The 23,114-nt window shown below is 41.0% G+C and carries 22 protein-coding genes and 2 other annotated features; of the genes, 2 read left to right on the forward strand and 20 right to left on the reverse strand.

The window, feature by feature from the left end:
* Positions 1–53: 53 nt before the first annotated feature.
* From IGI42_RS07940 to IGI42_RS07970, 7 genes are all read right to left on the reverse strand, one after another.
* Positions 54–1,058 (reverse strand): SIS domain-containing protein, encoded by a 1,005-nt coding sequence (locus tag IGI42_RS07940; RefSeq protein WP_438715289.1) that lies wholly within the window; start codon positions 1,056–1,058, stop codon positions 54–56.
* Positions 1,059–1,068: 10 nt separating this feature from the next.
* On the reverse strand, positions 1,069–2,112 hold the full coding sequence (locus IGI42_RS07945; RefSeq protein ID WP_438715290.1) for an SIS domain-containing protein: 1,044 nt from the start codon (positions 2,110–2,112) through the stop codon (positions 1,069–1,071).
* A gap of 10 nt (positions 2,113–2,122) precedes the next feature.
* The gene (locus IGI42_RS07950; RefSeq protein ID WP_438717026.1) at positions 2,123–2,944 is read right to left on the reverse strand and encodes a PTS system mannose/fructose/sorbose family transporter subunit IID; all 822 of its coding nucleotides are present in this window, start codon (positions 2,942–2,944) and stop codon (positions 2,123–2,125) included.
* On the reverse strand, positions 2,928–3,713 hold the full coding sequence (locus IGI42_RS07955; RefSeq protein WP_438715291.1) for a PTS mannose/fructose/sorbose/N-acetylgalactosamine transporter subunit IIC: 786 nt from the start codon (positions 3,711–3,713) through the stop codon (positions 2,928–2,930). The genes IGI42_RS07950 and IGI42_RS07955 overlap by 17 nt, the downstream gene beginning before the upstream one ends.
* 16 nt (positions 3,714–3,729) lie before the next feature.
* Complete coding sequence (locus IGI42_RS07960; protein WP_438715292.1) at positions 3,730–4,200, reverse strand: PTS sugar transporter subunit IIB; 471 nt, start codon at positions 4,198–4,200, stop codon at positions 3,730–3,732.
* Between the two features lie 18 nt (positions 4,201–4,218).
* Positions 4,219–4,638, reverse strand: coding sequence for a PTS sugar transporter subunit IIA (locus IGI42_RS07965; RefSeq protein WP_438715293.1), 420 nt, complete (start codon positions 4,636–4,638; stop codon positions 4,219–4,221).
* Positions 4,639–4,711: 73 nt separating this feature from the next.
* Positions 4,712–7,483, reverse strand: coding sequence for a sigma 54-interacting transcriptional regulator (locus IGI42_RS07970; RefSeq protein WP_438715294.1), 2,772 nt, complete (start codon positions 7,481–7,483; stop codon positions 4,712–4,714).
* 191 nt (positions 7,484–7,674) lie between these two features.
* Between IGI42_RS07970 and IGI42_RS07975 the strand changes: the two genes are divergently transcribed.
* Entirely contained in the window at positions 7,675–7,998 is a 324-nt protein-coding gene (locus tag IGI42_RS07975) for a DUF960 domain-containing protein (RefSeq protein ID WP_438715295.1), read from the forward strand.
* Positions 7,999–8,312: 314 nt separating this feature from the next.
* Positions 8,313–9,713: an MATE family efflux transporter gene (locus tag IGI42_RS07980; RefSeq protein WP_438715296.1), complete on the forward strand. Its 1,401-nt coding sequence runs from the start codon at positions 8,313–8,315 to the stop codon at positions 9,711–9,713.
* A gap of 211 nt (positions 9,714–9,924) precedes the next feature.
* On the opposite strand, the gene IGI42_RS07985 is transcribed toward IGI42_RS07980, so the two are convergent.
* The 13 genes from IGI42_RS07985 to rpsO form a co-directional block, all read right to left on the reverse strand.
* Positions 9,925–10,212: a hypothetical protein gene (locus tag IGI42_RS07985; protein ID WP_438715298.1), complete on the reverse strand. Its 288-nt coding sequence runs from the start codon at positions 10,210–10,212 to the stop codon at positions 9,925–9,927.
* A gap of 244 nt (positions 10,213–10,456) precedes the next feature.
* Entirely contained in the window at positions 10,457–10,969 is a 513-nt protein-coding gene (locus IGI42_RS07990; RefSeq protein WP_438715299.1) for a hypothetical protein, read from the reverse strand.
* Between the two features lie 18 nt (positions 10,970–10,987).
* Positions 10,988–11,683 carry a hypothetical protein gene (locus IGI42_RS07995; RefSeq protein WP_438715300.1) on the reverse strand — a complete coding sequence of 232 codons (696 nt, stop codon included), beginning with the start codon at positions 11,681–11,683 and terminating at the stop codon, positions 10,988–10,990.
* A gap of 139 nt (positions 11,684–11,822) precedes the next feature.
* A complete protein-coding gene (locus IGI42_RS08000; protein ID WP_438715301.1) occupies positions 11,823–12,095 on the reverse strand; it encodes a hypothetical protein in 273 nt (90 codons plus the stop codon).
* Positions 12,096–12,113: 18 nt separating this feature from the next.
* On the reverse strand, positions 12,114–13,607 hold the full coding sequence (locus IGI42_RS08005) for a T7SS effector LXG polymorphic toxin (RefSeq protein WP_438715302.1): 1,494 nt from the start codon (positions 13,605–13,607) through the stop codon (positions 12,114–12,116).
* Positions 13,597–13,962, reverse strand: a complete 366-nt coding sequence (locus IGI42_RS08010; RefSeq protein ID WP_438715303.1) for a DUF3958 family protein — start codon at positions 13,960–13,962, stop codon at positions 13,597–13,599. Before IGI42_RS08010 ends, IGI42_RS08005 begins: the two co-directional genes overlap by 11 nt.
* Positions 13,959–14,237, reverse strand: coding sequence for a TIGR04197 family type VII secretion effector (locus tag IGI42_RS08015; protein WP_438715304.1), 279 nt, complete (start codon positions 14,235–14,237; stop codon positions 13,959–13,961). Before IGI42_RS08015 ends, IGI42_RS08010 begins: the two co-directional genes overlap by 4 nt.
* Positions 14,238–14,612: 375 nt before the next feature.
* Complete coding sequence (locus tag IGI42_RS08020; protein WP_438715305.1) at positions 14,613–15,893, reverse strand: PTS ascorbate transporter subunit IIC; 1,281 nt, start codon at positions 15,891–15,893, stop codon at positions 14,613–14,615.
* 12 nt (positions 15,894–15,905) lie between these two features.
* A complete protein-coding gene (locus IGI42_RS08025; RefSeq protein ID WP_438715306.1) occupies positions 15,906–16,178 on the reverse strand; it encodes a PTS sugar transporter subunit IIB in 273 nt (90 codons plus the stop codon).
* On the reverse strand, positions 16,175–16,627 hold the full coding sequence (locus tag IGI42_RS08030; RefSeq protein WP_438715307.1) for a PTS sugar transporter subunit IIA: 453 nt from the start codon (positions 16,625–16,627) through the stop codon (positions 16,175–16,177). Before IGI42_RS08030 ends, IGI42_RS08025 begins: the two co-directional genes overlap by 4 nt.
* Positions 16,628–16,691: 64 nt before the next feature.
* Positions 16,692–16,924, reverse strand: a binding site (T-box leader).
* A 42-nt stretch (positions 16,925–16,966) separates the two neighbouring features.
* Positions 16,967–17,194, reverse strand: a binding site (T-box leader).
* 124 nt (positions 17,195–17,318) lie between these two features.
* Positions 17,319–19,310 carry a KUP/HAK/KT family potassium transporter gene (locus IGI42_RS08035; RefSeq protein WP_438715308.1) on the reverse strand — a complete coding sequence of 664 codons (1,992 nt, stop codon included), beginning with the start codon at positions 19,308–19,310 and terminating at the stop codon, positions 17,319–17,321.
* A 655-nt stretch (positions 19,311–19,965) separates the two neighbouring features.
* Positions 19,966–22,089 carry a polyribonucleotide nucleotidyltransferase gene (pnp, locus tag IGI42_RS08040; protein ID WP_438715309.1) on the reverse strand — a complete coding sequence of 708 codons (2,124 nt, stop codon included), beginning with the start codon at positions 22,087–22,089 and terminating at the stop codon, positions 19,966–19,968.
* Positions 22,090–22,587: 498 nt separating this feature from the next.
* Complete coding sequence (gene rpsO / locus IGI42_RS08045; RefSeq protein ID WP_438715310.1) at positions 22,588–22,857, reverse strand: 30S ribosomal protein S15; 270 nt, start codon at positions 22,855–22,857, stop codon at positions 22,588–22,590.
* Between the last annotated feature and the right edge of the window lie 257 nt (positions 22,858–23,114).

Consider the following 23,114-nt stretch of genomic DNA (forward strand, 5'->3'; position numbering starts at 1 on the left):
TCTAAATTTAAAAGAGCTAGAAAATCTTGTAGAAAGATTTTCTAGCTCTTTTTTTAATAATCAAATTGACGATAGTAACGACGAATATCTAGCGGATGGCAATTTAGTTTTTCAATGTGGGCATCGATCCGTTGGGTCACACAATGCATTAATAGCGGTGATAAGATACGGCCCCGATATTTTTCACTAATCCCCGCAACAGGATAATCTTTCGTATCAATAAAGGTATAATCTCCACATATACGTGGTAATAGATTGGCTACTCGTTCAGCTAAAGGTCGCTGTTCGTCTTCTCCTAAGAACAAAGTAACAGGTGTTGTTTCATCTACTACTTCCAAGGTACCATGCAAAAATTCTGCTGCATGAATCGATTTGGAACGTAACCAGCTTTGCTCTTCCCAATAGCACATCGCATACGAGTAAACAGCTCCCCATTGATTCCCAGCACCAATGAAATAATGCATTGGGTCATGGCGATGTTTTTCTACAAATTTCAATCCGAAGGCATCGGCTTGTTTTTCTGCCTCTACTAGACCAACTGCTAAATGCTCATCTAGCTCTTTGTAATATTCTTCGTAGTCTTCGAAATCTCCACTATTCTTCATGAACCGATCGGCTGCCATAAAGAATTTCAATTGTTCGGTCCCTGGATTAGGATAAGATACCACATGATCACATAGTTCAGCTAAAATACTATCTGGTGTATCGATAAATCCAACTAGGACTGCCCCCGTTTGTTTGATTTCCTTCACAGCTTTAACAACTTCCTCAGTCGTGCCGGTTACTGATGACAGAATAACTACCGAATCTTTCGTTAAGCGGCGATTGCCGGTCGTATAATATTCAGCGGCATGTTGAACATAAGCAGGTAACGCACTTTTGCCATTGATGTAAGTGACTGCTTGCATCGCAGAAGCATACGTTCCGCCAATTCCTAGATAGTAAATTGCATCATAACCTCGCTCACAAATGCCATCCACCAATTTTTCTACCTCTGGTCGTAACGCTAGCGCTCCTTGAATGTCTTCAATTTGTTGCTGTTCATTAAACTTTAACATGGTTTCACCTCTATAATTTACTTTTTAATACGTCGTCAAAATCATCAAAAATCCGTTGACTTAAATCTATCCCTTTAGCAGCTGCTGTGCGGCAGGCAAACAATTGGAAAGGAATCACCATCACTAGTGAAGCCAGCACAGGATCACCTTCGATCTCTAAACCTAGAACAGCGTCATTTTCACTTGTTCCGGCTGTAATCGTAAAGGTCTGTCCAACCGCTGGTGCCATATATTCCCGCAGCATCTCTGCACGCTGGGCATGGGCATCTTCTGTTTCCACAAAGAATAAGACATGTTGACTATCTGCCTCTAAGTAAGGCCCGTGCATGTAAGCCTCTAATTCAAATCCTTGCGAAGGTTCCCGCACGGTTTCGGTGAACTTCGTTTCAAATTCCTTCACCGTCCCCCAATTGGCTCCATAACCAATCCCAATAAAGCGTTCGGAAAGTTTGAAAATCGCTTGATGCGTTTGAAAAAAGTTTTCTGCTGCTGCAATAATCGCAGGGATTTTTTCAATCAACTGACGTAATTCCTGTTTTACTTCTTGGCTTTTCTCTTCAGCCATGCCTTTAGCCTGACCAATTGCTAACCCTAGCAGCATCAACTGAAGCACAGTTGCTGTGTAGCCTTTGGTAACAAAGCCAACTGTTTCGATGCCGATGTTCAGATCAATGGTTTGATCGGACATCTGCGCCAGCTGACTATCTAGATTACTGGTTAAGGCAATCGTTAACAACTCTTGTCCTTCTAAGGCTTCTAACGCGTAAATGGTCGAAGCACTTTTCCCACCTTGAGAAACTGCCACTACGGTATCCACCGCCGAAGAAAGTCTTCCATAATGCTGAAAGTGATAGGGTTCTTCAATGGTAACCGTAATATCTCCTAACTGTTCCATTGCTACCTTAGCTGCCAAACAAGCATTATAGGAAGAACCCGTGGCTAAAATTAGCATATTTTGCGTCTTAGCAAAGTCTGCAGTTCCCGCTGGCGCCTGATCTAAAATACGCAGCAGCGTTTCTTCTTCTTCGTGGATATAATCCAGCATTGTTGCCATACGTTCCCTCCTAAAAAATACCAATAAATGAACCTAGAATGCCAACCACTGCAATTCCGACTAAAATAACTAATGGATTCATATCTTTCTTTAATAGATAGAAGACTGCACCAAATGCACCTAGAGACAAAATTTTCGGAACAATATCATCAAACAAACTTTGAATCGTTACCGCATTTTCACCAGAACCGATCTGCAACGGAATATTTACATCGATCATGGTCGCTGTCATCCCACCAACAACCATCAATCCAATAATTGCTGCGCCAAAAGTTAAGCTTTCCATCATGCCGTTTTCTTGAATTTTCTTCAAAAAGCCTGTTCCTAGCTTGTAGCCCCATCCAGTGGCAAAGTAACGAAACAGCAGGTGAGGGACATTAAAGATAATCAAAAACAGGATCGGTCCTAACACATTTCCCTGAACTGCCAGTGAAGTTCCTACACCGGTAGCGATCAAGCGCAAGGTTCCCCAAAACAGCGAATCGCCAATCCCTGCTAAGGGTCCCATCAATGAAGTTTTAATACTGTCAATTGCCGATACGTCAAAGTTGGGATCGTTGGCATTTTCTTCTTCCATTGCCGCATTGATCCCTAAAATCAAGGTCACCACATGAGGCGTCGTATTGAAGAATTCCAAATGTCGTTTCAAACCTTGAGCCATTGTTTCTTTGGTTTTATACAGTTTCTTCAAAATCGGAATCATCGCATAGACATATGCCATGTTCATCTGCCGCTCATAGTTCCAAGAGAACTCCATTTGGAAGGAACGCCAGAATACTTTATTTAAATCTTTTTTCGTGATTTTCAACTCTTCATTAGAAGTCTTCGTCATCATCGATTACCTCCCCGGTAGTGGCTTGGACAGGTTGAGCTGCCCGAACGTTCATAATATTTACAACAACAACCGCAACAATCGCGCCAAAAATCGCTAATCCCGTCACTGGAATTTCCAAGTAAGCCGCTAAAGCAAAACCTAGGAAAAAGTAAGGGGCGACTTTTTTATTTAGTAATAAGCGTGCCAACATTGCAAACCCAAGCGCTGGAATCAAGCCAGTAGCAACGCTCAATCCATGCTGAACAAATTCTGGGATACTGTTTAACAAGTTCCCTACTGTTTTACTTCCTACCATAAAGGAAATGGTCACTACCAAGCCTAGCATTAGCGACAAACCAAAACCGGCCATCAAGTGCATCCGCTCGACACCTTTGTAATTGCCTTGTTCGGCATAGTCATCGGCTTTATGGTTCATAATTGGAATTAAAAGTCCCAAGTAAATATTTTTCAAAATCAAGGTTAATGTCGCAATTGGTAACCCCAACAATAAGGCAGTCTCTGTTCCAGCACCTGCTGTAATTGCAAAAGCTGTTCCTAAAACACCGCCGGTTACTACGTCAGGTGGGATCGAACCGCCGACTGAAAATGAGCCAATAAATGCTAATTCTAAGGTGGCACCCATAATGACGCCTGTTTTAATATCTCCTAATACAATTCCGACAAATAATCCGGTGACAATCGGCCGCGATAGCAACGATGTCCCCATGGCATATTCCGACTGTACAATAAATGCAACAATTCCCAGTAAGATTGCTTGTACTACCATTGTTCTCCCCCATTTCTTAAAGCACTTCCGTTACCTTCACTTTTTTCTCCGATGGTACTTGCTGAATATCCACGTCAATCCCTTTAGCAACCAGCTCTTTTAACAATTCCTCTTCCTCCGGCAAAACGTTCACTGATTTTCCAATGCTGCGAGAGCCATCTTTGGCTTTGATCCCACCTAAGTTGATGCGTTTGATTTCTGGATAAGCCTCTGCCAGCTTATATGCGTCAGCAATTGATTCAACGACAATAAATAATTTGTACTTATCAGTAACCCCACTAGTTAAGGCAGCGATAGAATTCTCGATGTTTTTGATCACTAATTTAACTCCTTGCGGCTTCGCTAATTTAATCGTCGTCTTACGAATCTCATTGTTGGGTACATCGTCGTTGGCGATCAAAATACAATCAGCCCCGATTGTTTGGGTCCAAGAAAAGGCTACTTGGCCGTGCAGCAAGCGATGATCCACTCTGGTTAATAAAATCATGATACGTTCCCCCTGTTTTTAAAATTCTTCTTCTGCTAATTCTTGTTTAATTGTTTCGTTGCAAAATTGGATACTTTCCTTCGCTTCTTCTAGAGCTTCCTGAATGATCGTTTCTGTCGAATTCGAACCAATCATTCGTGTCGTTAAGCTGATTAAAAAAGGTAAATTCAAGCCTGCCACCAAATAGAAATTCGGCTGATGAATATAATGAAGGAATTCATTGTTCACACTGCCGCCAAATACGTCCGTTACAACAATTAACTCCGCTCCAGCATTGACCTGCAGAATTTGTTGTACCTCTTTCGTCAAATCGAACGCTTCATCTGTATAGCAGTCCAAAGCGGTAATGTCTTGGTCTGCGCCGCAGATCAGCTGCAACGAACTTAATATTCCTGATGCAAATTTTCCATGCGATGCTAAAATAAGTTTTCTTGTCATGCTCTTCACCTCGCTTACATTAATATAAAAAGCAAGTCCCGTGCCAACTATAGTGGCAAAGGACCTACTTTTCTTAAAAATCTTCAATTTCAGCAGATGTATCAGTGGTTCTAAACACAATATCGTAAATATAGGCAATCTCTGATTCAGGGATTTTGACACTATATACTTTTTCGATGACACTAAAGGCCGTTTCGATCTGATGAAGGACTTCTTTTTGACACTGATACAATTCTTCATAGCCTTGATAGGAATCAATCGCAACATTACGGATCAAGCGTTCAATTAAGCAGCTAACATGTACATACAAAGCTAGTTTTTTAGCATTACTGATAGATAATTTCGTCAAATTCTCCATCTCCCGCATAAAGAGCTCAATTTCCCCCATCACCTTGTCTGTATTCAGGATTGTCACCGAATCAATTACTTTTTCCAAGGAAAAGTTGCGAATAATATTGCCGCTAAAGATAGCAATCTCCTCTGGTGTTAGAGATTTCGCCAACCAGTGAGTCAAGGTCTGCTCCTCATCACCAGAAATCAATTCTTCTAGTGATAAATATGGAATACTCGGGATTTCCGGATCAGCTGTTCCAATAATGCCTAACACTTCATACATAGAAAAGAGCGTTTCAGCTTCTTTCTTTTCCTTTAATACATGATACTCATAAGGCAATATTTTTAAGTTAGAGGTTGGCGGCAAACTTTTTTCTAATAAGTGGCAAATGTGTTCGGCTGTTCCAATCCCCGTAAAGCAAGTAGTGATCAATACCTGCAGTTTGTTCTCCTCCGGATAAATGATCTCCCAGTCCAGCGGAGCGGCCTGAGCGGTCTGCTGCACCAATTCCTGCAATGAACCTTTTTGTTGTAAATTTTCCCCCATCGCAATTGCTAAAGGAGTGGTTACATTATTCATGATAACAATGGGTGTGGTGATTTGTTTAGGAAAATACTGGTAAATTTCCTTCAATGACCCCATATCTACCAAAATGACTAGTCCGTTTGAAACATCGTTGTACTCGCTGTAGTTCAATATTTCTTCGGCGATTTGCTGAGGGGTTACATCTAGCGGCATGTCGAAGGATTCAAAAATATCCTTTCCTAACAGGCGATTAGCGACACTGGCGATACTGCTGGCCGTCGCATAGCCATGAGCTACAATCACCGCCTTGGGAATTCCCGCTAGTTTGGTCCAGTCAGTCTTCTTTAAGTAAATGGTTAACAACACCTTGTCCATTGGTGAAACATCCAAATCAAGCTTCGGACGGCACAGCTCCAAAATCCGAGTGACATAATGGTAGCTGGCAGCATAACGTTGCTCCACTTGCCGCTCTAGTTCTTTGATTAATCGATTGATGTCCGGATCTTCCGGGTACCAATGGCTACTTCCTCGTTGGAACAGATAGTAACTGATGGCGTAAACACTATTACCGTTGAAACGAATTTGATAAGCACTTTCCATTTGGTTGAAGGTGTCGCGCACATACTGAGTCAAATAGATCAGCAGCTCATGCTTTTGCTGGCGATCGGTCTCAAACAAGAGAAAGTCGAACAGACCCTCGACTTCTTTTTTAAACTTTTCTTCACAGGCAGCTAGTTGACCGTTCTGCTGTTGGAACTCCGTTAAAAGTCGCTGGAACGTCTTCATCACCCGCTGCTGTTGCGGATGGGCTTTTTCCACCAACTGTCCCAATGATACTTGATTAGTAATCGCAATTTCTTCCTGCACGGTGGATTGTGTCGTGAGATTGGTCGTACTTAAACTATTTTCTGGCAAATGATAGATAGTAACTTGGATTGCTTCTTCTGCTTTCTGCTCGGAAAAAGCTTTTGCCACCGTTACCTTCACGACATTTTTTAGCTCACCGATATTGCCATTCCAAGTCCCGCTGGCTAACAGCTGCAACACCTGTCCCGAGACTTTCAAGGGTCGTTGCAATTTCCGCTGTTCTTCTAATAAGAAGGAATAGACCAGCTCCAAGCGTTCTGTTCGGTTCCGTTGCGCTAAGGTCGGCAGTTCGATCTGAATCGGAATCCGGCGAATAAAGGTGGTTAAAAAGCTGCTCTGCAAGTCTTCTGTGGTAGCGAAAAACAAGCGAGTGTTAATTTTCAACGGATGATTGGTATCCCCCATTCGGTAAATGACTCCTTGGTCCAGAAAAGTGAAGAGCTTCTCCTGCCCTTCAGGATTTAAGCGATGCACCTCATCTAAAAACAGGATTCCCTGATCAGCGGCTTCGAATGCCCCTTGTTTGTCCTGATCCGCTCCGGTGTAAGCCCCCTTTACATGACCAAAGAGATTACTAGTGAGCAGTTCGGGATTATTAGCATATTGGGCACAGTTCAAGGTAACAAAAGGCGCATTTTCCTCAATCAAGCCCTTTTCCAGACAGTATTGATAAATGATTTGGACCAAAAAACTCTTCCCCGTACCACTTTCTCCGGTAATCAATACTGGCAAGCCATTTCCGGGATAATCCAAGGCTGTTTTGATTTGTTCCACACTGCGGCTCAAGCTCTTATCGTGACCAATCAGCAATGAGAACAGATCCTTATGTTGATCGAATAAAGGCTGCTCCTTACTAATCTCCTCAAAGGAGCGATAATATGTATGGTTTAGCGGGAAAAACTGGCGCTCAAAAGCTCCTTTATGGAAATAATAGACGGGTCGCGAATTCACCTTAATTAATAAACCTTCATCATTTAACTGATTTAAATAATGACTAATCGTATTGCGCTTGACTTGAAAAACCTCCGCCAGTTTTGTAGCAGTAAAGATTTCATTAACCGCTTTCAAATCAATGAAGGCTGTTTGATTTTCTAAATAGTTCAGCAGTGCTGCTTTCATAATTCCACCTCTTAAACGTTCGATTCTTTTTGATTGTAGCAGAGTCTCTGGTAAAAACAAATTCCTTTTTAACCGTAGCAAATGATTGTTTTTTCATCTAAAAAGCTTTACAATAAGTCACTACAAAGGCAAGGTTCAGTAAATTACGCTATAATTAGTTAATAGACCTGTTCCGCAAAGGAGGACAAAACATGTTTGAAACATTTGATGCAAATAGAAGTCGTTATGCCTCGGTCGGTGTAGTCTCCAGCTTGCCTGGTGAATTAATAGACAGCATTTGGTTTATCATTGATTTGGACTTAAAAGGCTTAATCCCATTAGACAATATGTTGACATTTGACCTGATCAATAAAAAAGGGCATGTCACGATGCACTTCTCTCAAGAAGGCAGCGAAGTTGAGATGGATATCGATCTTCCCTTCGTCTACTCGAACGAATTCCCAACTGAAGTTTATGCGTATGATGATGGCACTCGTCAAACCATTCTGCTTCCTAATGAAATTAGACAACGATAATAATAGAGGTTGCTCAAACTTGTTCAGCTGTGAAGCGATAAGTCTAAAAGTTAACTAAACTGCTCTACAAGTTTGCCAACTTTCGCTTCGTGCAGGCAAAGTTAGTTTCGGCAGCCGGACACAACTAAATATCCTGAAATGAGATTCTTTCTTATGAGTTTCTTTAGCTATCAAAAAGGCGTACTTAAAGCATTTACAACTGCTTTGGGTACGCTTTTTTTGTGAAATCTTTAGAATTGAAAATTAACGCTTGCATTGTGGAGGTTCTGTGGTAATATCTAGTGAGCAATTTTCATGAAAGGAATGAAAAACGAATGAAAGAACTTACACGCGGAAATCCTGCAAAATTGATTTTATTTTTTACAATTCCATTGTTGGCCGGTAATGTCTTACAGCAATTTTACAATATGATCGATATGATTATCGTGGGGCAAACGCTAGGAAAAGATGCGCTGGCTGCAGTCGGTGCCACAGGAAGTGTCAGCTTTTTGATTATTGGGTTCGCCCAAGGATTAACTTCTGGTCTTTCCATCATTACCTCCCAGCGATTCGGCGCCAAAGATGAATTAGGCGTTCGCAAAAGCTTCGCAGCCTCAGTACTCATCAGTGTCGTCGTTACGATCGTTTTAACCGCACTTAGCCTATTGTTTTTACGTCCGTTACTCTTAGTTATGCAAACACCGCCAGAAATTTTGGATCAAGCCCAAGCGTTTATTTCCATTATTTTAGCCGGGATTTTTGCGGCAATGATGTTCAACCTGTTGTCTAACATGATTCGTGCTCTAGGTGACAGCCGTACGCCGCTAATCTTTTTAGCTCTTGCCGTTGTCGTGAATGTGGTTCTGGATATCGTCTTCATTACTAAATTTAATATGGGAATCGGTGGTGCTGGTTACGCTACTGTGATTGCCCAAGTAATCGCTAGTCTATTGTGTCTGGTGTACATTCGCAAACGTATTCCCCTACTACAAATTGGTCGGAAACATTTTGCTCTATTAGATAAAAAAGAAATTCGGACTCACTTAAATGCTGCTTTGCCAATGGGCTTCCAATCTTCTATTATTGCAATTGGTGCAGTTGTTTTACAATCCGCTTTAAACAGCTTAGGTACAGATGTCGTTGCTGCTCAAGCTGCGGCTGGCCGGATCGAGCAATTCGCGATTTTACCGATGATGTCCTTTGGGATTACCATGGCGACCTTCACGGCTCAAAACTTCGGGGCTAGACAATATGGTCGGATCTTAACTGGGATCAAACAAAGCTTGATTATGAATATCTTGTTCAGCTTGCTAGCTGGCTTCTCGGTTATCTTCTTTGGTCATTACTTAGTGGCTCTGTTTGTAGACAAAGGGGAAACCCAAGTCTTCCAATTGGCTCAAGTCTACTTCAATATTAGCGGTGTCTTGTATGTGATTCTAGCTGTCCTGTTCATCTTACGCTACACCTTGCAAGGATTAGGACAAGCAAAAGTCCCAACCTTCGCTGGAATTATGGAGCTGTTGATGCGTTCCTTTGCAGCGATTATCTTAACTGGCTTGTACGGCTATCCTGGTGCGGCTTTTGCTTCACCATTGGCTTGGATCGGTTCGGTATCGGTTTTGTTGCCATCAACCATAAAAGCCATCCGTAAATTAAAAGAATTGGAACGTCAACAAAAAGCCGAAGAACTTGGTTTGCCAGAAGAAGAGCACAAACCACTTACTTCAACGAATTAATGGATCGAAAGTCTGAAATCTGCGTATGCGGGTTTTGGGCTTTTTTCTTTTGATAGGTTTCTTGATCGTTTGCGTATATTAATACAGATGAGGATGTGCGGAGTGGTCGACGTTCGCCAAAGCGTACGCTAGGATAATTGGTTCGTAAACGGCATAATTGGTGCGTAGCTGCCTACCATTGGCAACAACAGTGTTTGAACGAAAATTTGAATCAGTTGTCGGCACTAAATCGTCCCTCTCGCACACCTGATGCTGTGGTAATACGATATGTTCCATAGGCAAATCCCATTAAGCGAAGCATGTCTGCATCGTCTGATTCCGCAAAATCCTGAATGCCTTGGAGTCCTTGCATACCTGCCGTTTGCCATCCAGTATATTCTTTACCGGAGAAATACTCTACACCTTCTCGCCAACTAGCTGCGACTTTTTCTTCAAATTCACTCAGGGTAAACAATGGACTAATTACACTCTCCAAAAAAAATACCATAAATAAAGTCAATAACCTGTTAGTCTTCCTAACGTTGCTATTGACTTTATTTATTGGAGATGGCATGTTGTCCAGTACCCGAGGAATTCACGAAATAGCTATCACCTTGACTTGTTCCTCAAGCCTTTTTAGCATAAAATGCCTACCGTTTGCTGTAGTATTTGAATTTGTTCTTTCAAACCTTTTTTTACTTCACCCTCAGAATCTAGCAAAATAGCAGGTGAAAATCCTATCTTCTTCTCATTTAAAAATTAAATCAAGTGGTAGATTTTATACTTTCATTGAGTTCTGCCCATTCATTATCTGAAAAGCTAGAAAACTCTAAGCCGATAATCTCACTGTCTTCATTTAGAAATAAAAATACATGGTTAGACATTTTCATAACAGAATCTATCTCTTCTTCATCTAATTTAAAATATATTTTTTTGTGTTCCCTAGATATTTTAAACCCAGATTCTTTAGTTATGATCGAATTTTCATCAAAAATATCTGTTTGGATCACTGGATTTTTTTCTGTATATTCTCCAATAAATAAATTCGAATCTTCAATATCATTGATGGATGTGAATACTACTTCTACAATTTTCTGTGTAACAGAATTGATTTTAATCTCAACAAATGATTCATGTTCGTTAACAAATCTATAATAATAAAATTCTCCCAAACTATACTTATCATCGTTTTCTGAAAATGATACTGTGATTGGGACATAATAGTCAACTTCTATATCATCTTTGACTAGTTTATCTTCATAACTTTTAATTTTCATAATTTGCTCCTTTCATAGTTAAGGTAGATACACAGCATGTTTAATAACTGGTAATTGTCCTGCTTCTCTAGCCGGGCTAAATATTAATTCCCAATTATCTATTATTATTTTAGTATCAAATTTTATTCCTGTAGAGGTAGCTTGTTCTACAGCACCTTGAAAACTCCTTAACAATTGTTGTTCGGTAAGTTTTTGTCCATGAGATAGATTTCGAGTTGAATATTCTACCATGTGCTTGGTTCCATTTGGATTCACCCACAACTTTTCTCCATTAACATTTATTTCAAACGATTTAGGAATTGTAGTTCCTTCGCTTGGAGGTTGTGTACCTTTAATTTCATCCCAGACTGTACCTGTAACCCCACTGGCTTTCTCAACTTGCCCTGCTACACTAACCGCATTATTACTCCCACTAACCTTCGTATAACTCCCCGTATTCTTCCCACTAACCAACGTCGCATTCTTGAAGTTCTTATCCGATACTTTAGTGACCTTGGGATTGCTTACAACTACTTCCTGTACACCGGATGCTGTAGTAATGCGATATGTTCCATAGGCAAATCCCATTAAGCGAAGCATGTCTGCATCGTCTGATTCCGCAAAATCCTGAATACCTTGGAGTCCTTGCATACCTGCCTTTTGCCATCCTGTATATTCCTTACCAGAAAGAATTCTAACATGTGAAAAAAGATATATGAACTTTTTATGGTTCATATATCTTTTTTATTGTCTTATACATGCATGATAAATATAGTGGACTTTTGTTAGCTATTGCCAACTTGATTGGTGAGCTTGTATCTTACTTTGTCGCTTGATTACCAGTTTTGCGATAAAGTGCCTTTTTTATTGTGGTTTACGTTAGTTCTTTTAAAGCATGAGATACTTCATCTCTAATTTGTTTTTCGCTAAAGTACACATTAGGCAACTTCAAATCTTCTGCATTATCAGAAAATCTAGCTGACATATCAGACACATTTCCTAAAACTTTATATTCTCTTTTTGACAATTCATCATAATCTATTTCTAAATCAAAAATTTTCATAAACAGATTTGTAAAATTGTTAATCTCTATTTCCCCATGGTTCAGACCATTTAATAAATAATATAGCTGCTCTTTTTTTGTCATAATAGTTTTCCTCCAGTATTATTGTTTTGGGACTGCTGGTAATGGACCCAATGGTCTTCTGTCATATTTAAAGTGATAAATAGTGTTTGTTGGCTTATCATAAAGTACTTCAAAATTATATTGCTTGCCATTAATATAAATTTCACTATAATACATTGTTGCGCTAGACCCTCTTGGATCAGGCATTGGAGTACCACCTTTGATTGCTTCTTTCAATGTTTGAGCTGGAACTGCTCTATCAGGATTAGCCATATGCTCATTTACTTTGTTTGTATAATTAAATAAATCTTCTCCAGAAGATTTAGCCCCACTGACTTTCTCAACTTGCCCTGTTACACCAACCTTCGTATAACTCCCCGTATTCTTCCCGCTCACTAACGTCGCATTCTTAAAGTTCTTATTCGATACTTTAGTGACCTTGGGGTTGCTTACAACTACTTCCTGTACACCGGATGCTGTAGTAATGCGATACGTTCCATAGGCAAATCCCAGTAATCGAAGCGCATCTGCAAAGTCAGACTCTGCAAAATCCTGAATACCTTGGAGTCCTTGCATACCTGCCTTTTGCCATCCAGTATATTCTTTACCGGAGAAATATTCTACACCTTCTCGCCAACTAGCTGCGACTTTTTCTTCAAATCCATCTAGGGTGAGAATTTGGAACATGGAAGGATCGAGTTTGCTTCCTTTTTTATTCAAGTATTCAATTAGTTCTGGATTGTTCACTTTTCTGCCGGTTTTAGGATCTTCTAGTAGCCACATGACCGTTGGCTTTCCTTCTGGATCTCGACAGGGCACTGCGTAGACATCGTATTTTTCTAATTGCGCTATTTTCTCTTTTTCTGCACGTTTTTTAGCTCGTGCTTCATAGCCGTTAATTTCTCCAACCCAAGCCATATTATTCTTACTAGGTAAAATGAATGTGCCCGTACTGCTATTCCAACAAGTCCCGCTGACTTCAGCTCCTTTGTTGACGGCTGCTTCTAATGCGGCGATCTCTGAAAAAAAACTAGCAGAACGTGCATTGAATTCTAGGAGTTTCCTTCGCTTCTTTTCTAATTCTTGCTTGCCTTTTTCTTGTGTTCTTAAGACATTTTTCAAGGATCTTTCTATCCCACTAGACACACCGGTGTTTTCAGGGAGTCTCGAAAAATTCTGAATGATTGCATTTGTTGTCGCTATGTGGGCTTCGAATTGTCGAATTTTTTCTTCTAATTCAGATTGTTTCAAATCTCCGCTGTCTACTTGTGACTGGTATTCTTCTGGAAGCTTCTTGCAGGCCTTCTCGACTGCTTCTGTTAAAAGCATACCACCTTTAGCTAAGGGTGTTAATACGGTGGCAAAATATTGCTTGGCAGAATCATACGTTTTCCCTTGCAGCTGATCACTGCTGACAACAAAACTGCTGATGGCCTGCTGCAGCTGCTGGTAACCTTGTCTTTGCTGTCGACAAATTGCACGGACACTAGCTGCTTGGGCTTGGGAACTTCCGACATACATATCAATGCTCATCTTTTCGCTCCTCTTCAGTATGGATGTTTCTTTTTTGACGGAGTAATTCTTCTTGTTTTTCGGCGATTTGCTGTTCTTGTCTTTTTAACTCTCGTTGTTTTTCAAAAAATGCAATCATCGCTGCTCCCGCATCCTTGGAAAAATCACTGTACAAATCTCCAAAAAGGTGCCGATTCTCATTTTTTTGTGACATGGTTCGTACTTCGTGGAAAAGTTTTTGAGACTGACTCAGGTGCGTTTCAGTTGCTTCGTGCATCCGCTGAAATTCACGTTGCTCTAAATACAATTCGTTTCGTTTGTCGTGTAATTGCCCTTCCTTCTTGCGGATATTGGTCAATTTGTCCTCAATGATCATAGATTTCTCCTAAACAAGTTCTTTCCAGACTGATCAATCGCTTGAAAATTCTGCGCAACACTTTGAATATTTCCAGAAGCACTATTGACAGCACCGGCTACTTTTTGTGCGGCACTACTGAGAGAATCAATCGCTGCGTGTGCCGTCGTATTACCGACAACTGTTGTTTGGGTATCTTTGTTTACTGATGCTGAAGTTGACAAAGTCTCTGAAGCACTTCGTAAAGCTGTCGCTTTTTGCTGTGCTTGTCCAATATCACTACTTATACCTGCCATATAATCCTTCCTCCTGTTTTACTTTCGTCTCTAGTTCTTCAAACTAAAATTAGCTTGATGATCCCTGTTCAGTATTCCGTATAGGACACCTCCCTCATTATTAATTCACCCTTAATTGTAATACAATTTTGAGTTAGAATTACATTTTGTACCGCATTTAGCACTTAAGTGTCGTATCCGACACATGTGTATCGTTTTCGACACATCAAAAATCAGCGAAGGCAAAAAAAAGAGTGGCACTTTCAGCTATGCTGTAAAGTTCCACTCAAAAGTGTGATTTAAAAGAAAACGGTGCAAAAATTTCTGGGACTAATCAAAAAATTTCATCGGTCCTAATTTTTTCGTAAAAAATAAAGAAGACATACAAAAATTTACCTATGCCCCACCAAACAACTGCAATATCCAACCTAAGATCGGTCCGTAGACGGCATAATCGGTTTCACTTAGGATACGCATAATTGGTGCGTAGCTGCCTACCATTGGCAACAGCAATGCCTGACCAAAAATCAGGATAAAACCATTCGCTACTGAACCTAAAATAGCGCCTCTGCGCCCGCCATGAGCATTCCCAAAAATTGCGGTTGCCGCTCCCGTAAAGAAAGTTGGAATCAATGCCGGAAAAACCACCACTGGATAATTGATCGCACCCAATAACAACATCCCTGCCAAGCCAGAAATCAAGCTGCATAAAAAGCCGACGATTACAGAAGTTGGGTAGTTGGGAAACAGCAGCGGAATATCCAAACCCGGTTTAGAATTAGGAATGATTTTATTAGCAATCCCATGAAAGGCCGGAATGATTTCTGATAACATCATGCGCACCCCAGTAATAATCACCGTGATCCACATCCCGAACTCAATGCCTCGTAACAATGAAAACACAATGATATCTTGTCCACCCGTGACGTTTTCCATCGTCCAGCTAGGTGTTGCGAACAAACCAACTAATAGGAATAAGACGGTCATTACCAGCGTTAACGCAATCGTCATTTCCCGTAAAAAGTTGAACTCTTTAGGAATTTTCAGCTCTTCAAGGTCCTTCTCTTTATTGCCGAAAGCTTTCGCCAGCAAGGTCGCTACCAGCAAACCCGAAGAACTCGAGTGCGCCAAAGTAAAGCCTTCCCCACCTTTTACACCTTTGATACAGACCGCCACATAAGCACAAGAAAACGTCATGTACAAACCTAAAAGAATGGAACCAACGACAACGATACCAACAAAAGATAAAGGTGTATTAAATTTCAATAATGCCGCAATCAACCCTGCGAAAAAGAAAGAAACATGGGCAGACAAATGTACATATTTAAAGCGGGTAAATCGGGCTAACAATAAGTTAATCAAAAAACCAAAAGCAAAAATCAGCGCCATTTCAGTCCCAATATCGGCTAAACTTTCCGCTTGGGTCGCTCCAATATCCGCAGAAAAGGTCTGCATGTCGAAAATCTTAGAAATCATCAGCTGCAGCGGCAATAATGCCCCACCTAAAGTTTGTCCTCCAACATTAATCATGGTAAAACCAATCATCGTTTTTATCGTACTAGGTAACACCTGATCCCACGATTTCTTTTGAGCTACCATTCCGATCACGACAACCATCCCGATAATAAAAACGGCTTGGCTTAGTACATTATTGACAATATATAAAAATACCGACATCTTTGTGCCTCCTTACCCATTAATCGTTTGTAATAGTTGTTCTTTCAAATATGCTTTGTCCATCATATTGTCGATTCGAATAATTTTAGCACTGGTTTCTCTTAAGGTATCCGCGAAATCTGAGGTAGTAATCAACACATCATAGCTATTGGGATCCACCGATCCGATATCAGAAGCATCCACTGTTGCCTCGATTTTTTCGTCATCCAAAATTTGCTGCGCAAATAATCGCATCATCATACTGCTTCCTACACCTGCTCCACAAACTGTTACCACTTTAATCATTTTCCATTTCCTCCTTTGATAATTTCCATAATATCTTCTGTTCGCTCCGCTAAAACAAAGCGTTCCAGCATTCCTTCTTGGGCTAAAAGCTCTACTAAAGCAACCAAAGCATCCAAGTGAGTTTCTTGATCGGTAGCACAAAGGCCAATCACTAGCTTCACTGGATCATTCTGGGGATGACCGAAAACAACCGGTTCTTTCAAGGTCACAATACTAATCCCCGGCGCAAGAGCCCCTTCCTCTGGGCGAGCATGGGGTAGCGCGATTCCGGGTGCAATCACGATATAGGTGCCATTTTCTTCGACATTTTTTAGCATTCCTCTAATATAATCAGGGGTTGCTAAGTTATTCTCTACTAATAATTCTCCGCTTCGTGTCATCGCTTCTTCCCTTGTTGCCGCTGGAAAATTAAGATCGATGAGCGCTTCGGTTAAAATTTCTTCAAGCATCAATGATTCCTCCTTTTTTATTTCGAACTAAAGAAAAAGCCCCCAAGCTAGATAGTGTATCCAGCTTGAGGGCGTGTTTACACGCGGTACCACCTCAATACATGCTTCAAAAAAGCATCTCTAATCGATCGTCTATCAACAATCTTCCTCTGTAACGGGAGTGCCCGTCATCCCCTACTTGTGATTCAAGGATGCGCCAACAAGTCCATTCATCAGGTGAAAAAGGCTTCATTCTCATCACTGGAAGCTTTCTGTACTTTTTCTTGCCCTGACTACTTCTCTTGTTTCTGATTTCATCTTTATTCCATAAAAAAGCCCCCAAGTCAGACGGATATCCAACTTGAGGGCGGTTATTCCACGGTGCCACCTCAATATATGCTTAAAAAGCATCTCTTTATCAGCTGTCTAGCAACAGCCTTTCTCTATAACGGGAGTGCCCGGAAGCTCCTACTTAGTTCAAAGCCTCAGTCCAAAAGCCCATTCGCATCATTTCCCTTACTGATTCACAGCCCCATCAGCTCTCTGAAAAGAAAAAATCATGTTACTACTCTTTTGTATGACATCTATTTTTTTAAAATAATACGCTTGTTTATAGAAAGAGTCAATTATTTTATGAAAAAAATCTCGTTTTTTTCTACTGGAATATTCATTTTAATTCTTGATTACAGTACGGACAACTAATATTCAAGGCTTATGTTCTTTCCTTCAACCAAGTCTTGCGTGTTTGCCCGACAATCAAAGGGACGGTTTCATAAACCACTTCACTGTATTCCAGACCAAACCAACGTTCAGGTGAGACGGCCAAACGCTTGATCGCTAGTCGTGCCTGCATGACTTGACGGTCCCATTTTGCGATTTCGGTCATCGTTGACAACTCTTCTTGAATCATCACGAAACGAAAATCCCCCACTTGGCGACCTGGTGTCAAAGAATAATGCTGCGGCTGCATAGGTAAACGCCCCTGCTTCATTAAATCGTGAATGATCTGACGGAGATACACGTTGACGTCTTGTGATACACGGAAACCTAAATACAATTTTACTTTCACTATAAAATCGGTGCCCATCATATCGACTGAGTATTCTTCTGTATACGGTTCATCCGTTACTTCCACATTGACAAACCAGTAAACTTTCGCCCGTTTCACCCGTTTGTCCAAGATCGAGTAAATGAACTGTTGTGGAATCTGATCCCCCTCTAGCTTGGGCACTAAAAAGACCACATTGGTTTGATAGTAAGGAATTCGGTCATCCTCGTGCAGTTCCTGCAGCTGTCCCATATAATTCTTGAAATCGACTTCTTGACTGGTATTTTCCTGGATTTGGTTACTGCGGTGCCAAATGTACATCAGTCCTAAAATCACCAGCGCCATCGCCACTGCAACAAACCCACCGCGGAAGAACTTGGTGACACTGGAAATAAAGAAGAAAGTTTCCAAAAATCCAAAGAAGATAACCATTAGATAGGCTAAGAATTTCGACACTTTTTGCTGGATCATGTAGTGATACAACAAATAAGTCGTCATCAACATGGTCACGGTAATTGATAGACCATATGCTGCTTCCATGTGGCTAGAAGTTCTAAAAGTCACGACCACTAGCGAACACGCTGCCCACAAGATGAAATTGATAGCCGGAATGTACATTTGTCCGATCGAACTACCGGGATAGAAAATACGCATTCTTGGTAAAAGTTTCAATTTGATTGCTTCTGACACCAACGTAAACGATCCGGAAATTAATGCCTGAGAAGCAATCACTGCAGCAACCGTGGCAAAAATTACACCGAAAACCATCCAGCCTTCCGGTAAAATTTGAAAGAAAGGATTTAAGTCCTCCATGGTTTCATAAACTGGGTTGCCTTTTGCATGAATAATCCAAGCCGCTTGCCCTGCATAATTTAACATTAGACAGCTGAAAATGTACGGCCAGCTAAAGCGGATATTCTTTTTGCCTACATGCCCCATATCGGAATATAAAGCTTCCGCCCCAGTTGTGGCCAGAAAGATACTTCCTAAAATAAAGACACCCATTTTATTTTCTGGGCTGAACAATAGTTGGATGGCGTAATAAGGGTTCAAGGCACGGATTACTGACCAATCATAAGGGATATTCATTAACCCCATAACACCTAAAAAAGTGAACCACAATAACATAATCGGTCCGAAGGCTTTCCCTACGAAATCCGTCCCAAAGCGCTGAATCAAGAATAGAAACAACAAAATCACCAATGTAATAATCACAATGATATTTTGGTCAGTACCAAAGCGAGCGTAAAACTCAGGGATGCCTCGCAAGCCTTCAATCGCTGTAGTAACTGTTACAGCCGGTGTCAGTACACCATCAGCCAGCAACGCCGCCCCGCCGATCATAGCCGGGATGATCAAATATTTCCCGCCTTTACGGACTAATGTATATAAAGAGAAAATCCCGCCCTCACCGTGGTTATCGGCATTTAAGGCGATAATTACATATTTTACGGTGGTCAAGAGCATCACTGTCCAGAAAACCAGTGACACGACTCCGATAACAAAGTCATTCGTAACAGAAGAAAGTCCGCCATTTTCCATCAAGATGGCCTTCATTACGTACAACGGACTCGTTCCGATATCGCCGTACACTACACCCATCGCGACTAACAGTCCTGCGACCGATAATTTTTTTACATGACTCTTTTTTTCCATATTACACTCTCCTCTTACAAATGACTCATCTATGGAAACTCATTTTTCGACGGAAAAAATGAGGGGTTGTTGCAGATTGTTTTAGGTTCGACATTGCTTGGTAGCACGATCAAGTTTCTAGAGGCTTTTATATAGTGCTGGGCTGGGACTGGCAGCTAGCTCCAAATAAGGGATTCATTTTTCAAAAAAAACGAAAAATGAGTCTGATTCTCGTACGCATATCATTCTGCTAAACAGCTTGGAACAAATACTAGCTAGACCTTTAGGTTAGATGGTTCGCTTTGAGCAAACTGCGAAAAGCAGAACTGACAGCTAGCTCCAAATTAATGTATTCATTTTTCCAAGAACGGGAAAAATGAATCCGATCGTCGTACGCATATCATCCAACTAAACCGCTCGGAGCGGAGATTGTCTGTATCTTTAGGTTAGACAATCTTATCAAGCGAACTGCGAAAAGTTGGACTGACAAAAAAGACCTAAACAACAGCGTGAACTGTTGTCTAGGTCTGGCAAATTATCTTTTAGACCAGTGTTGCTACACTAGTTGTTGATCTAAAAGCATAGAGACTCTATGTCGCTACTCCCCTAAAACATATCCGTATTATGGGCGTAGTTTTGTCATTTGTCAAAGGATAAGTGAACAGATTTGAAAAATCTATTTTTCTTCCTTTTTATCCTCATCGTCTTTTAACATTGCTTTACGTGAAGCATTTACACGGCCTTGACGATCGATCTCAGTAACTTTGACTAAGACTTCGTCACCCATTTTAACAACATCTTCTACTTGTTTCACACGTTCGTTGGCAAGTTGAGAGATGTGTACCAATGCGTCTTTGCCTTTGATCAAGTTCACGAAGGCACCGAATTTTTCAATGCGGACAACTTTACCTAGGTAAACTTCGCCGACTTTGATTTCTTTGGTTAATTCTTCGATGATCTTAATCGCTTTTTGGATCATTTCCGCATCTGATGAAGCGATACTTACTTGGCCTTCTTGATCGATATCGATTTTTACGCCAGTTTCATCAATGATGCCATTGATGGTGTCGCCGCCTTTACCGATAACGGTTTTGATCTTATCAGGGTCGATTTTGATCATTTCAATCTTAGGAGCATATTCGCTTAACTCTTTACGAGGTTCAGCCAATGTGTTGGTTAAGTTTTCTAAGATTTCCATGCGCGCTTTTTTCGCTTGAGTCAACGCTTCAGTCAAGATTTGTTCAGTGATTCCTTGGATTTTAATATCCATTTGCAACGCAGTAATGCCGTCTTTTGTTCCGGCTACTTTAAAGTCCATGTCGCCTAAGTGATCTTCTAGTCCTTGGATATCGGTTAAGATGGTGTAGTTTTCCCCATCAGATACCAAGCCCATTGCGATACCGGCAACTGGCGCTTTAATTGGCACACCAGCATCCATCAATGCCAATGTTCCAGCACAAATACTTGCTTGAGAAGAAGAACCGTTTGATTCCAATACTTCCGCAACTAGGCGGATGGTGTAAGGGAAATCTTCTTCACTAGGGATGATTTGTGACAAGGCACGTTCACCTAAAGCTCCGTGTCCAATTTCACGACGACCTGGACCAAACGCCCGACCCGTTGAACCCACTGAGAATTGTGGGAAGTTGTAATGATGGATAAAGCGTTTAGACTCTTCAATTCCCAATCCATCAATAATTTGGTGTTCACCTAGAGGTGCTAAAGTACATACTGACAAAGCTTGTGTTTGTCCGCGAGTAAATAGACCAGAACCGTGAACCCGTGGCAATACGCCAACTTCAGAATCCAAGGCACGGATTTCGTCTAGTTTACGGCCATCAGGACGGATTTTATCAATCGTAATCAATTCGCGAACCACATCTTTTTCAAGATCTTCAGCGATTTGTTTTACTTCTTTGGTTAATTGATCGGCATCTTCATGTTCGGCAAATTTCTCTGCATACACTTCTTTAACGGTTTCTTTGACTTTTTCGATCTCGTCTTCACGAGCCAATTTTTCTTCGGTCATAACAGCTGTTTTCATTGTTTCGTAGTAGCTGCCAAAGATTTCTTTCTTCAAGTCAGCGTCTACTTGCAACAATTTAACTTCCATTTTAGGTTTGCCAACAGCGGCTTTGATTTCTTCTTGGAAAGCAACCATTTCTTTAATGGCTTCAAAACCAAACATCAACGCACCTAACATATCTTCTTCAGAAACTTCTTTGGCACCTGATTCAACCATGTTGATGGCTTTTTTCGTGCCAGCAACCGTTAAGTTGATGTCTGAAGCTTCGTTTTGTTCTGTTGTTGGGTTCAATACGTATTCGCCATCAACACGACCTACGTCAACTCCAGCAATTGGGCCGTCAAATGGAATATCTGAAATAGCCAAAGCCAAAGATGAACCAAACATAGCCGCCATCGCTGGTGAGCAGTCTTGTTCTACACTCATAACAACGTTGGTTACTTGAACTTCGTTACGGAAACCATCCGCAAACATTGGACGAATTGGACGGTCGATTAAACGAGCAGTCAATGTCGCTTCAGTACTTGGGCGTCCTTCACGTTTGATGAAACCGCCAGGGATTTTACCAACTGCGTACATTTTTTCTTCGTAGTTGATGGTTAATGGGAAGAAGTCAGTATCACGTGCATCTTTTGAAGCAACTGCGGCACTTAATACAACTGTGTCACCATAACGAACCAAGACTGCACCATTGGCTTGTTTTGCCATTTGACCAACTTCGACTTGCAAGGGACGGCCGCCCCAAGTGGTTTTGAAAACTTGTTTTTCTGACATAATTTCTCCTTTTTCCCTCTGACAGTTGCGACGCTACTAAACAAATGGAAACAGCGAACAATTTCGCTTCTTCCATTTGGTTAGTAGAGTGACGGCAGACTGTGGAGGGGCTTGTTTTTTGGTGAGCTGGCTGTAGATATCCTTAGATTCTGGCAGCTAACTCATTACTGATGGGTGAATTTTTCTAACGTAAAAATTCATTGGATCTTCGTACGCATACCATTGTGCTAAACAGCTTGTTCGTGGTTAATGTTAAAAACACTAATAGCAGTACAAGTGTTGGACACTGCGAAAAGCATAACTGGCAGCTAACTCATTGGTAAGGAATGAATTTTCCTTACGTAAAAATTCAACTGATCTTCGTACGCATACCATTATGCTAAACAGCTTGTTCGTTTTATTGCTAAAATTCTTAACAGCAGTTCAGACTTTTTATACTGCGAAAAGCATAACTGGCAAAAAAAGCGAGATTCCTAGGAACCTCGCTTTCAGCAAAGATTAACGACGTAGTCCTAGACGTTGGATTAATTCACGGTAACGTTGTACGTCATTATTACGTAAGTAAGCTAACAAGTTACGACGATGACCAACTTTTTTCATTAGGCCACGGTATGAATGGTGGTCTTTTTTGTGGACACGTGCATGTTCATTCAATTGGTTGATTTCTGCTGTTAGTACAGCGATTTGTACTTCTGGAGAACCAGTGTCTCCTTCATGGCGAGCAAAATCTTGGATGATTTCGTTTTTACGTTCTTGTGTTAAAGCCATGTTTTTCACCTCTTTCTCTTTTTTTCCCTACAACTGAGTAAAGCGTTGGTGAAGCGCCCAACCAAGTAGTAGGCAATGTGCGCATAGCGTACCTTAATACTTTACTCGATTATGGACAAAAAAGCAAGATTTGGCGCAAAGAAATCCTTATTTCCCACCTGTTTGTGGATTCTTTAAAAAATCACAATATTTAAGCAGTCCATTTGCGTGGGGCAACTTTTGTGATAAACTATCTTGATGTATGAGTCCTTTTGAGA

It is taken from the genome of Enterococcus sp. AZ109 (assembly GCF_051714625.1).
Taxonomy (GTDB): domain Bacteria; phylum Bacillota; class Bacilli; order Lactobacillales; family Enterococcaceae; genus Enterococcus_A.

What these genes read in the sequence shown, in the direction of transcription:
- IGI42_RS07940 (WP_438715289.1), bottom strand. Translation starts at nt 1,058, where the DNA reads ATGTTAAAGTTTAATGAACAGCAACAAATTGAAGACATTCAAGGAGCG.
- IGI42_RS07945 (WP_438715290.1), bottom strand. Translation starts at nt 2,112, where the DNA reads ATGGCAACAATGCTGGATTATATCCACGAAGAAGAAGAAACGCTGCTG.
- IGI42_RS07950 (WP_438717026.1), bottom strand. Translation starts at nt 2,944, where the DNA reads ATGACGAAGACTTCTAATGAAGAGTTGAAAATCACGAAAAAAGATTTA.
- IGI42_RS07955 (WP_438715291.1), bottom strand. Translation starts at nt 3,713, where the DNA reads ATGGTAGTACAAGCAATCTTACTGGGAATTGTTGCATTTATTGTACAG.
- IGI42_RS07960 (WP_438715292.1), bottom strand. Translation starts at nt 4,200, where the DNA reads ATGATTTTATTAACCAGAGTGGATCATCGCTTGCTGCACGGCCAAGTA.
- IGI42_RS07965 (WP_438715293.1), bottom strand. Translation starts at nt 4,638, where the DNA reads ATGACAAGAAAACTTATTTTAGCATCGCATGGAAAATTTGCATCAGGA.
- IGI42_RS07970 (WP_438715294.1), bottom strand. Translation starts at nt 7,483, where the DNA reads ATGAAAGCAGCACTGCTGAACTATTTAGAAAATCAAACAGCCTTCATT.
- IGI42_RS07975 (WP_438715295.1), top strand. Translation starts at nt 7,675, where the DNA reads ATGTTTGAAACATTTGATGCAAATAGAAGTCGTTATGCCTCGGTCGGT.
- IGI42_RS07980 (WP_438715296.1), top strand. Translation starts at nt 8,313, where the DNA reads ATGAAAGAACTTACACGCGGAAATCCTGCAAAATTGATTTTATTTTTT.
- IGI42_RS07990 (WP_438715299.1), bottom strand. Translation starts at nt 10,969, where the DNA reads ATGAAAATTAAAAGTTATGAAGATAAACTAGTCAAAGATGATATAGAA.
- IGI42_RS07995 (WP_438715300.1), bottom strand. Translation starts at nt 11,683, where the DNA reads ATGAACCATAAAAAGTTCATATATCTTTTTTCACATGTTAGAATTCTT.
- IGI42_RS08000 (WP_438715301.1), bottom strand. Translation starts at nt 12,095, where the DNA reads ATGACAAAAAAAGAGCAGCTATATTATTTATTAAATGGTCTGAACCAT.
- IGI42_RS08005 (WP_438715302.1), bottom strand. Translation starts at nt 13,607, where the DNA reads ATGAGCATTGATATGTATGTCGGAAGTTCCCAAGCCCAAGCAGCTAGT.
- IGI42_RS08010 (WP_438715303.1), bottom strand. Translation starts at nt 13,962, where the DNA reads ATGATCATTGAGGACAAATTGACCAATATCCGCAAGAAGGAAGGGCAA.
- IGI42_RS08015 (WP_438715304.1), bottom strand. Translation starts at nt 14,237, where the DNA reads ATGGCAGGTATAAGTAGTGATATTGGACAAGCACAGCAAAAAGCGACA.
- IGI42_RS08020 (WP_438715305.1), bottom strand. Translation starts at nt 15,893, where the DNA reads ATGTCGGTATTTTTATATATTGTCAATAATGTACTAAGCCAAGCCGTT.
- IGI42_RS08025 (WP_438715306.1), bottom strand. Translation starts at nt 16,178, where the DNA reads ATGATTAAAGTGGTAACAGTTTGTGGAGCAGGTGTAGGAAGCAGTATG.
- IGI42_RS08030 (WP_438715307.1), bottom strand. Translation starts at nt 16,627, where the DNA reads ATGCTTGAAGAAATTTTAACCGAAGCGCTCATCGATCTTAATTTTCCA.
- IGI42_RS08035 (WP_438715308.1), bottom strand. Translation starts at nt 19,310, where the DNA reads ATGGAAAAAAAGAGTCATGTAAAAAAATTATCGGTCGCAGGACTGTTA.
- pnp (WP_438715309.1), bottom strand. Translation starts at nt 22,089, where the DNA reads ATGTCAGAAAAACAAGTTTTCAAAACCACTTGGGGCGGCCGTCCCTTG.
- rpsO (WP_438715310.1), bottom strand. Translation starts at nt 22,857, where the DNA reads ATGGCTTTAACACAAGAACGTAAAAACGAAATCATCCAAGATTTTGCT.